Raw genomic sequence first — 14,472 nt, 5'->3', positions numbered from 1 at the left:
CTGCAAAGGGCAGACTTTCCATGGCATTAAAGAGAAAGCCAGCGCCTTGAGGCGTCGCCAAGTAGAGCGGGCTTAGAGCCCGCATCCCGAGCCACCCGTTTAACGGGTGGCGGCGACTTGTATGGCGGTTGATGAAAGGGTGCGGGCGCAGAAGTAATTGATTAGGAGAGAAACCATGGGAAGAAGAGAATTGCGGGAACATATATTCCGGCTGTTGTTCCGAATTGAATTTCATAAGGAAGAGGAGATGCAAGAGCAGATCGCTCTTTATTTTGACAGCCTGGAAGAGGCACCACAGGACCCGGATCTGGAATATATACGGAAGAAATATATGGATGTGTCGGCCAGGGTGGAAGAGATCGACGGGAAGCTGGATGAAGTGACGGAAGGCTGGTCCGTGAAGCGTATGGGCAAGGTGGATCTGGCGATACTGAGACTGGCGGCGTATGAACTGCTGTATGATGAGGATATCCCTACCGGGGTGGCGATCAACGAGGCAGTGGAGCTGTGTAAAAAATTCGGCGGGGAGGAATCCCCTGCTTTTGTGAATGGAGTGCTTGCGAAGCTGGCGTAAGGCGGGCGAATGAGGAGTTTTCATGAGAAATGTGTATTCCGTAGGACAGGTGAACGCCTACATTAAGAATATGTTTACCCAGGATTTTGTGTTAAACCGGATCTATGTAAAAGGCGAGGTTTCCAACTGCAAATACCATACGTCCGGACATATCTATTTTTCTTTAAAGGACGCGACCGGAGCGATCGCCTGTGTCATGTTTTCCGGACAACGCAGAGGACTGGCCTTCCGGATGCAGGAAGGGCAGCAGGTAATCGTGCTGGGCGCTGTGAACGTCTATGAACGGGACGGCAAATACCAACTCTATGCCAAAGAAATAATCTTAGATGGCGCCGGACTGCTATACACAAAATATGAACAATTGAAAAAGGAACTGGAAGATATGGGCATGTTTGCGGAACAGTACAAGCAGCCTGTTCCAAAATATATCCGGAAATTGGGCGTAGTTACGGCTCCAACGGGGGCAGCGGTCCGGGATATTATGAATATCACCAGACGAAGGAACCCTTATGTGCAGATAATTCTGTATCCGGCTCTGGTGCAGGGAGAGGGAGCAGCCGCCAGTATTGTAAAAGGGATACGTACCCTGGATGCTATGGGAGTGGATACGATCATAGCCGGGCGCGGCGGAGGTTCCATCGAGGACCTTTGGGCTTTTAATGAGGAGAGCGTGGCCAGGGCGATCTTTGAATGCCGTACGCCGGTGATCAGCGCGGTGGGACATGAGACGGACACGACGATCGCGGACTATGTGGCAGACTTAAGGGCGCCGACTCCTTCCGCAGCCGCGGAGCTGGCGGTTTTTGATTATGAACTGTTCCGGGAACAGCTGGAGGGCTACTGGTATGAACTGCAGCACAGGCTTAGGCTTAAGCTTTCAGATGCCAGGAGTCTGGCGAAGCAGTATCAGATGAGGCTGTCCTATATAAGCCCTAAGAATCAGATCCGGGAGAAGCGGCTTTTGGCGGCGGAGCTTATGGAGAAGCTGTCCCAGGGGATGAACGCGAAACTGCTGGACCGCAGGCACAGGCTTTCCCTGTATATCGAGAAGTTCCACGGGCTTTCTCCGCTGGGAAAACTGAATCAGGGGTATTCCTATACGGAGAATGACAGCGGACAGGCTGTGACCGGTGTGGAGCAGGTACATACGGATGAGATGCTGCAGATTCATGTAAGAGACGGCAGGATCCGGGCGAAAGTATGCGGCACCGAGAAGATCAGGAGGATAGAGGATGAGCAATGTGAAAGATAATCAGGAAGAAAAGACACTGGAAGAAGCCTTCGGAGAGCTGAACGGTATGATAGAAAAGCTGGAGGACAGCCAGGTTTCCCTGGAAAATTCCTTTCAAATCTATCAGGAAGGTATGAAACTGTTAAAATATTGCAATGATAAAATTGATACCGTTGAGAAAAAAATGCTGGTAATCAATGAAGATGGTGGTCTGGATGAATTTTAAAGAAGAACTGCAAAAAAGGGTAAATGAGATTGAAAAGATAATCAGGGAGTATCTGCCTGCTGAGGAAGGGTTTCAGAAAACGGTCATTCAGGCTATGAATTACAGTATTCTGGCCGGTGGGAAGCGGCTGAGGCCCATGTTCATGCAGGAGACCTACCGGTTATTCGGCGGCAGTACGAAAGTGGTGGAGCCCTTTATGGCCGCAATGGAGATGATTCATACCTATTCCCTGGTCCACGACGATCTTCCGGCTATGGATAACGACGAGTACCGCAGAGGCCGTAAGACGACCCATGTGGTGTACGGGGAGGCCATGGGCATTCTGGCAGGGGACGCTCTGTTAAACTATGCGTTTGAGACAGCGACCCGGGCTTTTGAGATGGAACCCGCGAATATCCATATCGGAAGGGCACTGCGCATCCTGGCCGTCAAGGCGGGGATCTATGGAATGATCGGCGGACAGACGGTGGATGTGGAAGCAGTGGGGCAGCCTCTGACCAGAGAAAAGCTGGATTTTATCTACGAGTTAAAGACAGGTGCGCTGATTGAAGCCGCCATGATGACAGGGGCGGTGCTGGCAGGTGCCTCAAACGAGCAGGTGAAGACAGTGGAACAGATCGCGTCGGATGTGGGACTGGCGTTCCAGATCCAGGATGATATCCTGGATGTCACCAGTACAATGGAAGAACTGGGCAAGCCCATCGGCAGCGATGAGAAGAATGAAAAAACCACATATGTCACGATCAAAGGTCTGGATCAGGCCAAAGCGGATGTGGAGATGATCTCAAAGCGTGCGATGGACGCGCTGCATTCCCTGGACAGGGAAGATGCGTATCTCCAAGCCCTGATGGAATCCCTCATAAATCGTAAAAAATAGGAGCGGTGCTCATGTATCTGGAAAGAATCAACCAACCCAATGATATTAAAAAAATAGAAGAAAAGAATCTGCCGTTACTGGCGGAAGAGATCCGCAGGTTCCTGATTGACAAGATCAGTACGACCGGAGGCCATCTGGCATCCAACCTGGGGGTGGTGGAGCTGACGATGGCTCTTCACCTGGCCTTTGAGCTGCCGGAGGACAAGATCGTCTGGGATGTGGGGCATCAGGCCTACACCCATAAACTGCTGACCGGACGCCGGGAAGGCTTCGATGAGCTGCGCAAGTATGGAGGAATGAGCGGATTTCCGAAACGCCGGGAGAGTCCCTGTGACTGTTTTAACACCGGACACAGCTCTACCTCGATCTCAGCGGGGCTGGGCCTGGTACAGGCCAGGGAACTGCTGGGAGGCTATAATAAAGTGATATCGGTGATCGGGGACGGTGCTCTGACGGGCGGCATGGCCTATGAGGCTCTGAACAATGCTTCGCGTCTGGAGAGCAACTTTATCATTGTTCTCAATGACAATAATATGTCGATCTCAGAGAATGTAGGCGGAATGTCCACCTACTTAAGCGAGCTTCGGACGGCAGATGCCTACACGGGTTTAAAGACGGGGGTCTATAATTCCCTGTCAAAGATTCCGGTATACGGGGATAAGATGATCGAGCAGATCCGCAAGACCAAGAGCGGCCTGAAGCAGCTGATCATTCCGGGAATGTTCTTTGAGGAGATGGGAATCACCTATCTGGGTCCTGTGGACGGACACAATGTGGAGCAGATGGTGAAAACATTCCACGAGGCGGAAAAGCTGGAAAACGGGGTCCTGGTACATGTGATTACGAAAAAGGGGAAGGGATATGCCCCTGCTGAGCGGCATCCGGCCAGGTTTCACGGGGCGGAGCCCTTTGATATTAAGACAGGCCTCCCGACCAATAAACGCACCAAATCGAATTGGACCGATGTATTCTCCACCGTCATGCGAAAACTGGGGGACCGGGATGAGTTGGTGGTGGCGGTAACGGCAGCCATGCCGGACGGGACAGGGTTAAAGAGGTTCCGCAATATGTTCCCCGACCGTTTTTTTGACGTGGGGATCGCGGAGGAACATGCGGTTACTTTTGCGGCCGGTCTGGCCGCGGCAGGTTTAAAACCGGTGGTCGCCGTATATTCATCCTTTTTACAGCGGGCCTATGACCAGATTCTGCATGATGTATGTATCCAGAATCTTCACGTGGTCTTTGCCATCGACCGTGCGGGAGTGGTGGGCAGCGATGGGGAGACGCATCAGGGGATTTTCGATCTTTCCTATCTGTCCAGCATCCCTAATATGACTATTATGGCTCCCAAAAATAAGTGGGAGCTGTCTGATATGATGAAATTCGCGGTGAATTATGACAGGCCCATCGCGCTTCGGTATCCCCGGGGAACAGCTTATGACGGGCTTAGGGAATACCGGCATCCGATCGAATACGGAAAAAGCGAGATCCTTTTCGAGGAATCGGACATTGCGCTGCTGGCCGTCGGCAGCATGGTGGAGACGGCGCTGGCGCTCCGGGAACGGATCAAGGACATCGGTTATAATTGTTCCCTGGTCAATGCCCGTTTTGTAAAACCGCTGGATGAACAGATGATAAGGGAAATAGCAGCAGATCACAAGCTGCTGGTGACTCTGGAGGAAAACGTAAAAAGCGGAGGCTTCGGGGAACGGGTCCTGGATCTGGTCAACAGCGAGCATCTGGATACCAGCGTGCTGATTACCGCGCTTCCGGATGAATATGTGGAGCATGGCAATGTAGACATTCTGAAACGGGAATCCGGGATTGATCAGGAGACTATATTTAAGAAAATTTTGTCGGAATATGTGGGGCTATAGAGGATAAATGAAAGAGAGACTGGATGTTTTACTGGTCAGACAGAACCTGGCGGCTTCCCGCGAAAAGGCCAAAGCGGTCATCATGTCCGGAGATGTGTTTGTCAACGGGCAGAGGGAAGACAAAGCCGGAACGATGTTTGATGAGACAAAGGTAAAGATAGAAGTACGGGGGACTGCGCTGCCCTATGTGAGCAGAGGCGGCCTGAAGCTGGAGAAGGCCATGAACTGCTTTGGCGTGGAGGTAGACGGGAAGGTCTGTATGGACGTCGGTTCCTCAACGGGTGGATTTACCGACTGCATGCTTCAAAATGGAGCGGTTAAAGTCTATGCGGTGGACGTAGGACACGGGCAGCTGGACTGGAAACTCCGGCAGGATGAGCGGGTAGTCTGCATGGAAAAGACAAATATCCGCTATGTGAAGCCGGAGGAGATCGGAGAACCTGTCGGTTTTTCCTCCATCGATGTTTCTTTTATTTCTCTGACCAAAGTACTGATACCGGTCCGGGAGCTTCTCGCTAGGGATGGCTGCGTTGTCTGCCTGATCAAGCCTCAGTTTGAAGCGGGACGGGAAAAGGTTGGAAAAAAAGGTGTGGTCCGGGACGCAGCCGTGCATCTGGAAGTGATTGAAAAAGTGATCGCTTTTGCTATGGAAAATGGGTTTGACGTACGGAATCTGGACTTTTCTCCGATCAAAGGACCGGAGGGGAATATAGAATACCTGCTGTATCTGCAAAAGAGGCCGGAAGATGAGCAGGCGGCATTAAGGCAGGTAAGGCTGGAAGATGAGCAGACGGCATTAAGGCAGGTAAGGCCGGAAGATGAGCAGGCGGTATCAAACCAGGTAAGATCGGAAGATGAGCAGGAGACACATTGCCAGGTAAATCCGGCAGATGTGGTTGCGCGGGCGCATCAGCAGTTGGACATCCCGGGCGGCAAATAAAGTTATTGGCCCGGAAATGCGAGAAATAAAATTTACTTGGTCGAAGAAGCGGGATGTAAAATTTATTGGGCTGAATAATGGGGAAAATAAAATTTAGGTGGACGAAGATATGGACAAGTTTTACATATTGACGAACAGCATGAAAGACCGGGACTTAAAGGTCACCGGGCAGATACGGGATTATCTGGAGGCCAATGGAAAAGGAGCCGTCATCCGTACCGAACCGTTGACCGATGGTATGGTCCTTCCGGAAGATGTACAGTGTATGATTGTCCTGGGAGGCGACGGAACCATGATCCAGGCCGCGCGGGCGGCGGTGGAACAGGAGATTCCGCTGCTGGGGGTGAATCTGGGAACCCTGGGTTATCTGACGGAGGTGGAACAAAAGTCCCTGATCCCGTCGTTAAAACTGCTGCTGGAAGGCAATTATGAGATCGAGGAGCGCATGATGCTGCGGGGATCGGTGTATCATGGAACACACAAGGTGGGCTGCGATCTGGCGCTAAATGATATCGCCATTAACCGGACAGGGTCCCTGCGCATTTTAAGCTATCACATCTATGTGAACGGATCCTTCCTGAACTCGTACAGTGCGGACGGGATCATTGTATCCACACCCACGGGCTCCACGGGATACTCCCTGTCCGCAGGCGGTCCCATCGTCGATCCGAAAGCCTCACTGATCATGATCACTCCCATCTGTCCGCATACGCTGAATACCAGGAGTATCATCCTGTCCGCCAATGATGAGATCACCATTGAGCTGGGAGAAGGCCGGAAGAGAGATGAGGAAGCCGCGGAGGCTGCATTTGACGGGGAGAATCCGATTCATATCGTAACCGGTGACCGGATCGTTATTCATCAGGCATTGCGTAAAACAAAGATTGTAAAATTGAGCAAGCGCAGCTTTCTGGAGGTATTGCGCAGGAAGATGGGTGCGGATCAGCCAGTCAGATAGCAGGAGGAGAATACGTTGAAGACACAGCGTCATGCGAAAATCATCGAATTGATATCCAAATATACCATAGAAACCCAGGAAGAGCTGGCGGCGCGCCTGCAGGAAGCAGGTTATCAGGTCACCCAGGCCACGGTATCCAGGGACATCCGGGAACTGAAGCTGACCAAGATGGCAGCGGAGGACGGCCGGCAAAAATATATGGTCTATCAGGAACGGGATGATGTAACCAACGAAAAATATGTCCGAGTATTGAGGGATGGGTTTCTGTCCATGGATATGGCGCAGAACATACTGGTGATCAAGACCGTATCCGGGATGGCTATGGCGGTGGCGGCCGCGCTGGACGCCATGCACTGGTCGGAGATTGTCGGATGCATCGCTGGCGACGACACGATCATGTGCGCGGTCCGCAGTGTTGACGATACCCTGGTGGCCATGGAACGGATCCGTAAAATTCTGGGAAATAATTAACGGAAGCAAATGAGAAAGCAAACAATGCAAACGCGTTGAGGAGTGAATGAAAATGCTGGTTAGTCTGCATGTGAAAAATCTGGCGCTGATTGACGAGGCGGAAGTATATTTTAGCGAAGGGTTAAATATACTAACTGGTGAAACCGGTGCGGGTAAGTCGATTTTGATCGGCTCCATTAATCTGGCTTTGGGCGGGCAGGCCGCTAAGAATCTGATCCGGGATCCGGACCAGCCTGCTTTGGTGGAGCTGGTGTTCGAGGTGACCAATCCGGACAGCTTGAAAAAGCTTCAGGAACTGGATCTGTACCCGGAGGACGGCGGGCTTTTTATTTTATCCCGTAAGCTGGTGAATGGGCGCAGCATAGGTAAGGTAAACGGAGAAATCGTCTCTGCCGGCGTCTTAAAACAAATTGCGGAAATTTTGATTAATATCCACGGGCAGCACGAACATCAGTCCTTATTATATAAGAAAAAGCATCTGGAGATTCTGGATGATTATGGCAGCAAAGAAATCTCCCCGCAGAAAGTGAAAGTCCGGGAAGCGTATGCGGCATACAGTGAATTAAAAGAGACCTATGACGCCACCGGGATGGATGAGGAACAAAGGACCAGGGAAATTTCCTTCCTGAATTTTGAGATCCGGGAGATAGAGGACGCGGCATTGAAGGACGGAGAGGACGAGGAGCTGGAAAGCCGGTACCGGAAGATGGTGAATGCCAGGAAGATACTGGAGGCAGTGACCATGGCGGATGGGCTCACCGGCGCCATGGAGGAAACTGGTGCCCAGGAGACCATCGGAAGAGCGGTACGGGAGCTTCATACTGTGGCGGCTTTTGATGAAAAAATACAAAGCTTAAGTATGCAGCTTCAGGAAGTTGAAAATCTTTTGAACGATTTTCATCGGGAATTGTCGGGTTATGCGCAGGAACTTTGCTTTTCCCAGGAAGATTTCCAGAATGCGGAAGAAAGACTGGATACGATCAATCACCTGAAATCCAAATATGGCCAATCCATCCGGCAGATACTGGAATATCAGGCAGCCCAGCAGGAAAAGCTGGAAAAACTGGTGGATTATGAACAGTACCGGCAAAAGCTGGCAGAAAAGCTTCAACAGTCGGAAGCCGTTTTGAAAAAAACAACGGATCTACTGAGTGTGCTCCGGTCAAAATATGCCGGGCAATTGGGCAGACAGATTCGGTCGGCCCTAATGGACTTAAATTTTCTGGATGTCTTATTTCATATAGAGATGACCCCGCTTGGACATTTTACCGCGAACGGCGGTGATGAGGCGGAATTCATGATCTCAACGAACCCAGGTGAAAAGGAGCGGCCTTTGGCCCAGGTGGCGTCAGGAGGAGAGCTTTCCCGCATCATGCTGGCGATCAAGACGGTGATGGCGGATCAGGATGCCACGGAGACGCTGATCTTTGATGAGATCGACACGGGGATCAGCGGGCGTACCGCCCAGAAGGTATCGGAAAAACTGGCGTTCGTGGCGAAAGGCCATCAGGTGATCTGCATCACGCATCTGGCTCAGATCGCCGCCATGGCGGATGCCCATTTTGCCATCGAAAAAAATGTAAAAAATAAAGAAACGATTACCACGATACGAAAGCTGAATGATTCCGAGATGGTCCAGGAATTGGCAAGAATCCTGGGAGGCGCAGAAATTACGGAAACGGTGCTCAAAAACGCAAAGGAAATGAAAGAATTGGCAATAGGTACAAAATCATCCTAGTGTGAAACCGTCATTTCTTCACATAATAATTGAGGGATATAGCTTAGCTATATTCCTTTTGCTTTTTTTCGAAAGAAAGAGGTAAGGATGTGAAGAAAATGTCGAAAAAGGCGTCTTATCGGCGGATTTTAATTCTATGTACCATATTAGGTATCCTGCTGCTTGGTATTTTCGGATATCTGAGGATCCGCAATGCGGTTCCGGATGAAATCAAACTGGTAGCGGAATCCAATGAATCAAATATCCCGAAGGACCAGCTGCACCTGAATAAAGACTACCCTATTTCTTTTGGGGATGGAAGTTCGGGCCAGGATACCGTAAAATGTAAGTTATTCGGTCTCATAGATTTAAAGGACGTCAAAGTTTCAGTTGTAAAGGATCAAAAACTGATACCGGGAGGGACGCCGATTGGTATTTATATGGAGACCAAAGGGGTGTTAATTATAGGTACCGGAACAGTCACTGGAATGGATGGGCTGAACTATGAGCCGGCATATCACCTGGTAAAGACGGGGGATTATATCGAAGCGGTGAATGCGGAGCCGATCAGCAACAAAACGGATCTCATCGAAAAGGTAAACCAGTATGGCAATGAGGAGGTGATATTGAATATCAGGAGAGACGAAGAGGAGATACAGTTAAAAGTAAAGCCGGTTATGACAGCACCAGATGAATACCGGTTGGGCATCTGGGTCAGGGATAATACGCAGGGGATCGGAACACTGACGTTTATCGACGAAAATGGTCGATTCGGTGCGCTGGGACACGGTATTACGGATGTAGATACCAGTACTTTAATGGAGATGGATGACGGAAAGCTCTACGAGACAAAGATTCTGTCCATTATCAAGGGGGAAAAGGGAAGCCCCGGAGAGATGACAGGCTTTATTGACTACAATGATGCGAATGTGCGGGGACAGATCAAGGACAATACCGAGGCCGGAATATTCGGAATCGCCAATGACACGTTAAAACAGGAAGTGAACGCAGAACCTATGGATATCTGTATGAAACAGGATATTGAGCTTGGACCGGCAGTGATCCGGTGCTGTGCCAGCGGCGAAGTGAAGGAATATCAGGTCGAAATCAAAGAGGTAAATATGACCGGAGACGATGTGAATAAGGGAATTGTACTGGAAATCACGGACCCGGAATTATTAAATCTGACAGGCGGTATTATCCAGGGGATGAGTGGAAGCCCTATCATCCAAAATAACAAAATTATTGGTGCAGTTACCCATGTTTTCATTCAAGATTCTTCGAGGGGATTTGGCATTTTCATCGAAAATATGCTGCAAATGGAGAGTGAAAATCAGTAATCCTGTATATGAAAATAAAATGCTGTCGAAAACATGCGATAACATATTCTTGCTTATGAAATATATTGTATATATAATAAAAAACAGCTCTCACAAACTGCAAATTTTGGCGCCAAACAGTTTGTTCTGCTGCAAAAGACAATATACTTTTACATTCTTTTATCATATAACCGAATATAAACCAAGGAGGATCTTATGGACAGATTAAATATTGCAATTGCCGATGATAATGAAAGAATCGTGGAGCTGCTTGACGAAATCATCAGCCAGGATGAGGAATTGCAGGTGGTAGGGAAAGCGACGAACGGGGAAGAGGCTCTTGACATCATTAAAACCAAAGAACCGGATGTGGTACTCTTAGATATCATTATGCCTAAGATGGACGGATTAAGCGTAATGGAAAAGGTAAAAAATGATGCCAATCTCAAAAAACCTGCTTTTATTATGATCACGGCGATTGGGCAGGAGGGAATTACGGAAGATGCGTTTAATCTGGGTGCTGATTTTTATATCATGAAACCATTTGACAATGAAGTGGTAATCAATCGGATTAAAAGATTTAAGGGCGGATCGAACCGGAAGTTCGCAGAATCCAAAAGGATCACAGCGTATGAAAACAGAGGCGGTTCCATGGAACACAATCTGGAAAACGATGTTACCAATATCATTCATGAAATCGGAGTACCTGCTCATATCAAAGGCTATCAATATTTAAGAGATGCCATTATCATGTCGGTGAACGACATGGATATGCTAAATTCGATCACCAAGGTTTTGTATCCTACCATTGCCAAGAAACACCAGACAACGCCCAGCAGAGTGGAACGGGCGATCCGCCACGCCATCGAAGTGGCCTGGAGCAGAGGGAAGATGGATACGATTGACGAATTATTTGGTTATACGGTAAGTAATGGAAAAGGTAAGCCTACCAACTCAGAATTTGTAGCTTTGATCGCTGATAAAATCCGGTTGGAGTACAAAACAAGATAGAGTACATATCCTAAGCAGATATTATTTAAAGATGTACATATTTGGAAGCAAGATAACACTTTCATTAGTGGGGCCAATGCGTTATAATAGTTACATAAAGTTTTAAGATCAAGGAGGATACGCATATGAAGAAAGTGGCATTCATTGCTTCAGAAGGAGTTCCGTTTATCAAGACAGGAGGGCTGGCCGATGTCGTAGGATCCTTACCGAAGTGCTTCAATAAAGATGAATTCGATGTCAGAGTAATCCTTCCAAAATATATGTGCATGAAACAGGAGTTTAAGGACCAGTTACAGTATGTAACCCACTTTTATATGGATTTAAATTGGAGAAGCCAGTATGTAGGTGTCCTGCAGATCGAATATGACGGAATTCTGTTTTACTTTATCGACAATGAATATTACCTGGCGGGACCAAAACCCTATGGAAATATTTTTGAAGATATCGAGAAGTTCGCATTCTTCTCCAAAGCTGCATTATCGGCCCTTCCTGTAATCGGGTTTCAGCCGGACATTATCCATTGCCATGACTGGCAGACAGGTCTGGTGCCTGTTTATTTAAAAGATCGTTTCCATGATGGGGAGTTTTATCGGAATATAAAATCCGTCATAACGATACATAATTTGAAGTTCCAGGGGGTTTGGGATATTAAGACAGTTCAGGATGTGACAGGCCTGCCGAAATATTATTTTACCCCGGATAAGCTGGAAGCCTACGGTGATGCGAATTACCTGAAAGGCGGTATCGTCTATGCGGATGCGATTACTACGGTTAGTGAGACTTACGCGGAGGAAATAAAACAGCCGTTTTACGGTGAACATCTGGACGGGCTTATGCGTGCCAGAGCCAACTCTTTAAGAGGAATTGTCAACGGAATTGATTACAATGAATATAATCCTGAAACAGATACTTATATAGCGCAGCAGTATAATGCCAGGAATTTCCGCAAGGAAAAAGTAAAGAATAAAGTAGCGTTGCAGCAGGAATTGGGACTGGAAGTGGACCCAGGTAAGATGATGATCGGCATGGTATCCAGGCTGACGGATCAAAAGGGGTTTGATCTGATCGCTTATGTTATGGACGAACTGTGCCAGGACAATGTCCAACTGGTGATTCTGGGAACCGGGGAAGAGCGTTACGAGAATATGTTCCGTCATTATGACTGGAAATATAACGGAAAGGTATCGGCACAGATCTATTATTCGGAGCCCATGTCTCATAAGGTCTATGCATCCAGCGACGCTTTCCTGATGCCTTCCCTGTTTGAACCCTGCGGTTTAAGCCAGCTGATGAGCCTGAGATATGGAACGGTGCCCATAGTCAGGGAGACCGGCGGCTTAAAAGATACGGTAGAGCCATACAATGAGTTTGGAAATTCCGGAACAGGATTCAGCTTTACAAACTATAATGCACATGAGATGCTGTCCATAATCCGGTACGCAGAGAATATTTATTATAATAAGAAACGTGAGTGGAATAAGATGATCGACCGGGGTATGGCCAAAGATTTTTCATGGAATAATTCCGCTAAGAAATATGAGGAACTTTATCGCTGGCTTGGATAACGGTAAGGAGCGAATGAAACAGAGGGAAAACATAAGATTGGCTACTGTGAAGGAGAGGAACCTCTTTTCAGCAGGCCCGGGACATTCCCGCCATAACAGGCGCAATGTCCCGGGCCTGTTATATTTCAGCTCTTTTTCATAAGCAGCTCTTTATTTTTGCTGACTTACAAAACGATAGGGATCACGGACCCATTCAGCAGAATAAAATTTTATAATAATTGGTATAGATTACCTGAAAGAAGACATACTAAGATTGTAAAAATCTGATGTGTATCAAGGAGGAAATTTTTATGGCTGATTTATCAGAACTGGATTTACAGAATTTACGCCATCTGATCTTGGCTCATGATGTAAACCATTGCAAAATGCAGGCTTACGCAGAGCAGGCAACGGACCCGTCCGTAAAACAATTTTTTAATAAGGCCGCGCAGTCTGCTACCCAGGAAAAACAGCAGCTGATGCAGTTCTTAGGTTAAGGAGGGAATGATCATGATGGATGAAAAAACAATGGTAGCAGATGCTCTCTGGGGCATCAACGGTGATCTGGGAAAATTCGGTGAGATGATCCCTCAGACCGAGAATCCGGCTCTTAAGCAGGTTCTGAAACAGATGAGAAATATGTGCGAGCAGTCCCAGGAAGAACTGTATCAGATCGCACGCAGCAAGAGCTATTATGTTCCTGCTGAGAAGGCTACAGCTGAAGAAGTACAGCATGTGAAATCCGTTTTGACTCAGCTGTCCGGAAACGGAAAATCTTCACTTCTGTAACTTGATTCAGATTTTTAAGTTTTGAGAAATCGGCGGTAAGGCTATACTAGATAGCTTTACTGCCGATTTTGTGTGATGTGTATTGGGGTGGATCTGGGGGGCTGGGGGCTTTTGGGGGCCGGGATGAGAGGGAAGGGGCGTGACCGCTTGGAACCGGGCGGCAAATCTCGTGGGGCCAAATCACTTCGGCCGGACCTAAGAACGGATAACTCCGATGGCGGGAGAACCTCTTATTAGCAGGGCCTGGAACAAACTCGCAAAAAGCGGCTCGGACAGTGTTCCAGGCCCTGCGAGGTTCTCCCACCATCTGCGTAACCCGTTCTAAGGCCCGGCCTCAAGTGATTTGGCCCCACGAGATTTGCCGCCCGGTTCCAAGCGGTCACGCCCCTTCCCTCTCATCCCTGCTTTACAATAGGCCATGTATCAGTTCCGACAGAAAAATAAGGTTCGTAAGCAAAGAGACTTGTTTCTAGTGGTGCAGCGCTAGGGGATTTTAATTTTAGAAGATGAAAGATAACATTCATTATTTGTACGGACAACTGCTTAACCAGTACATCGTAAATTAAGTTCCTGAAGCTTTTGTTTCCAGAATGTCCTGATTTATCAATACTGCTATAGATGATTTTGAAACAAAAATTTATTATTTAATGTACTAACCAAAGGGAGGGAGAAATTCTGATCTGTTTCGTCTGTTATCCATCGCTCTTATAACTTAACCTTCACCAAGGTAGGGAAGAAACCTGGGGGGCGGGGGCTCCTGTTTTGGGACGCGGGGCGGGGCGGGCTCCTGTCCGTTGGCGGGCATAGGGCGGCTGTGCAGCTGCTTAGTGAAATCCAGGCCGCAGATTCAGGATGCACGGCGGACTTCACGTCCGACGGGCAAGGGCCACTGAACCGGGAACGCATCATGCGTTCCTGGTGAATTGGCCCGGTTCCTG

At 48.4% G+C, this 14,472-nt stretch carries 14 protein-coding genes; all 14 read left to right on the top strand.

Translation table 11 applies throughout. The features are described 5' to 3' along the window. The first annotated feature begins 175 nt into the window (after nt 1-175). Complete coding sequence (nusB, locus tag ABC831_RS25795; RefSeq protein WP_343250949.1) at nt 176-574, top strand: transcription antitermination factor NusB; 399 nt, start codon at nt 176-178, stop codon at nt 572-574. 22 nt (nt 575-596) lie between these two features. Further along, a complete protein-coding gene (gene xseA, locus ABC831_RS25790; RefSeq protein WP_343250948.1) occupies nt 597-1,826 on the top strand; it encodes an exodeoxyribonuclease VII large subunit in 1,230 nt (409 codons plus the stop codon). Then, complete coding sequence (xseB, locus tag ABC831_RS25785; RefSeq protein ID WP_343250947.1) at nt 1,807-2,031, top strand: exodeoxyribonuclease VII small subunit; 225 nt, start codon at nt 1,807-1,809, stop codon at nt 2,029-2,031. Before xseA ends, xseB begins: the two co-directional genes overlap by 20 nt. Then, entirely contained in the window at nt 2,021-2,908 is an 888-nt protein-coding gene (locus ABC831_RS25780; protein WP_343250946.1) for a polyprenyl synthetase family protein, read from the top strand. The genes xseB and ABC831_RS25780 overlap by 11 nt, the downstream gene beginning before the upstream one ends. Before the next feature lie 11 nt (nt 2,909-2,919). Beyond that, nucleotides 2,920-4,785: a 1-deoxy-D-xylulose-5-phosphate synthase gene (dxs, locus tag ABC831_RS25775; protein WP_343250945.1), complete on the top strand. Its 1,866-nt coding sequence runs from the start codon at nt 2,920-2,922 to the stop codon at nt 4,783-4,785. Nucleotides 4,786-4,792: 7 nt separating this feature from the next. Continuing rightward, nucleotides 4,793-5,725 (top strand): TlyA family RNA methyltransferase, encoded by a 933-nt coding sequence (locus ABC831_RS25770; RefSeq protein ID WP_343250944.1) that lies wholly within the window; start codon nt 4,793-4,795, stop codon nt 5,723-5,725. A gap of 109 nt (nt 5,726-5,834) precedes the next feature. Then, nucleotides 5,835-6,683 (top strand): NAD(+)/NADH kinase, encoded by an 849-nt coding sequence (locus tag ABC831_RS25765; RefSeq protein ID WP_343250943.1) that lies wholly within the window; start codon nt 5,835-5,837, stop codon nt 6,681-6,683. A gap of 15 nt (nt 6,684-6,698) precedes the next feature. Further along, on the top strand, nt 6,699-7,154 hold the full coding sequence (gene argR, locus ABC831_RS25760; protein WP_343250942.1) for an arginine repressor: 456 nt from the start codon (nt 6,699-6,701) through the stop codon (nt 7,152-7,154). A gap of 52 nt (nt 7,155-7,206) precedes the next feature. After that, entirely contained in the window at nt 7,207-8,892 is a 1,686-nt protein-coding gene (gene recN / locus ABC831_RS25755; protein ID WP_343250941.1) for a DNA repair protein RecN, read from the top strand. A gap of 98 nt (nt 8,893-8,990) precedes the next feature. After that, entirely contained in the window at nt 8,991-10,211 is a 1,221-nt protein-coding gene (spoIVB, locus tag ABC831_RS25750; RefSeq protein WP_343250940.1) for a SpoIVB peptidase, read from the top strand. A gap of 195 nt (nt 10,212-10,406) precedes the next feature. Beyond that, the gene (gene spo0A, locus ABC831_RS25745) at nt 10,407-11,201 is read left to right on the top strand and encodes a sporulation transcription factor Spo0A (protein ID WP_343250939.1); all 795 of its coding nucleotides are present in this window, start codon (nt 10,407-10,409) and stop codon (nt 11,199-11,201) included. Nucleotides 11,202-11,326: 125 nt separating this feature from the next. Further along, entirely contained in the window at nt 11,327-12,766 is a 1,440-nt protein-coding gene (gene glgA / locus ABC831_RS25740) for a glycogen synthase GlgA (protein WP_343250938.1), read from the top strand. 290 nt (nt 12,767-13,056) lie between these two features. Then, nucleotides 13,057-13,242: a hypothetical protein gene (locus ABC831_RS25735; protein ID WP_158344399.1), complete on the top strand. Its 186-nt coding sequence runs from the start codon at nt 13,057-13,059 to the stop codon at nt 13,240-13,242. A gap of 16 nt (nt 13,243-13,258) precedes the next feature. Beyond that, nucleotides 13,259-13,534 (top strand): spore coat protein, encoded by a 276-nt coding sequence (locus ABC831_RS25730; RefSeq protein ID WP_343250950.1) that lies wholly within the window; start codon nt 13,259-13,261, stop codon nt 13,532-13,534. The last annotated feature ends 938 nt before the right edge of the window (nt 13,535-14,472 follow it).

The organism is Diplocloster hominis, assembly GCF_032380655.1.
Classification (GTDB): Bacteria; Bacillota; Clostridia; order Lachnospirales; family Lachnospiraceae; genus Diplocloster; species Diplocloster hominis.
This window is presented reverse-complemented; position numbering and strand designations above follow the sequence as displayed.

What these genes read in the sequence shown, in the direction of transcription:
- nusB (WP_343250949.1), top strand. Translation starts at nt 176, where the DNA reads ATGGGAAGAAGAGAATTGCGGGAACATATATTCCGGCTGTTGTTCCGA.
- xseA (WP_343250948.1), top strand. Translation starts at nt 597, where the DNA reads ATGAGAAATGTGTATTCCGTAGGACAGGTGAACGCCTACATTAAGAAT.
- xseB (WP_343250947.1), top strand. Translation starts at nt 1,807, where the DNA reads ATGAGCAATGTGAAAGATAATCAGGAAGAAAAGACACTGGAAGAAGCC.
- ABC831_RS25780 (WP_343250946.1), top strand. Translation starts at nt 2,021, where the DNA reads ATGAATTTTAAAGAAGAACTGCAAAAAAGGGTAAATGAGATTGAAAAG.
- dxs (WP_343250945.1), top strand. Translation starts at nt 2,920, where the DNA reads ATGTATCTGGAAAGAATCAACCAACCCAATGATATTAAAAAAATAGAA.
- ABC831_RS25770 (WP_343250944.1), top strand. Translation starts at nt 4,793, where the DNA reads ATGAAAGAGAGACTGGATGTTTTACTGGTCAGACAGAACCTGGCGGCT.
- ABC831_RS25765 (WP_343250943.1), top strand. Translation starts at nt 5,835, where the DNA reads ATGGACAAGTTTTACATATTGACGAACAGCATGAAAGACCGGGACTTA.
- recN (WP_343250941.1), top strand. Translation starts at nt 7,207, where the DNA reads ATGCTGGTTAGTCTGCATGTGAAAAATCTGGCGCTGATTGACGAGGCG.
- spoIVB (WP_343250940.1), top strand. Translation starts at nt 8,991, where the DNA reads ATGTCGAAAAAGGCGTCTTATCGGCGGATTTTAATTCTATGTACCATA.
- spo0A (WP_343250939.1), top strand. Translation starts at nt 10,407, where the DNA reads ATGGACAGATTAAATATTGCAATTGCCGATGATAATGAAAGAATCGTG.
- glgA (WP_343250938.1), top strand. Translation starts at nt 11,327, where the DNA reads ATGAAGAAAGTGGCATTCATTGCTTCAGAAGGAGTTCCGTTTATCAAG.
- ABC831_RS25735 (WP_158344399.1), top strand. Translation starts at nt 13,057, where the DNA reads ATGGCTGATTTATCAGAACTGGATTTACAGAATTTACGCCATCTGATC.
- ABC831_RS25730 (WP_343250950.1), top strand. Translation starts at nt 13,259, where the DNA reads ATGGATGAAAAAACAATGGTAGCAGATGCTCTCTGGGGCATCAACGGT.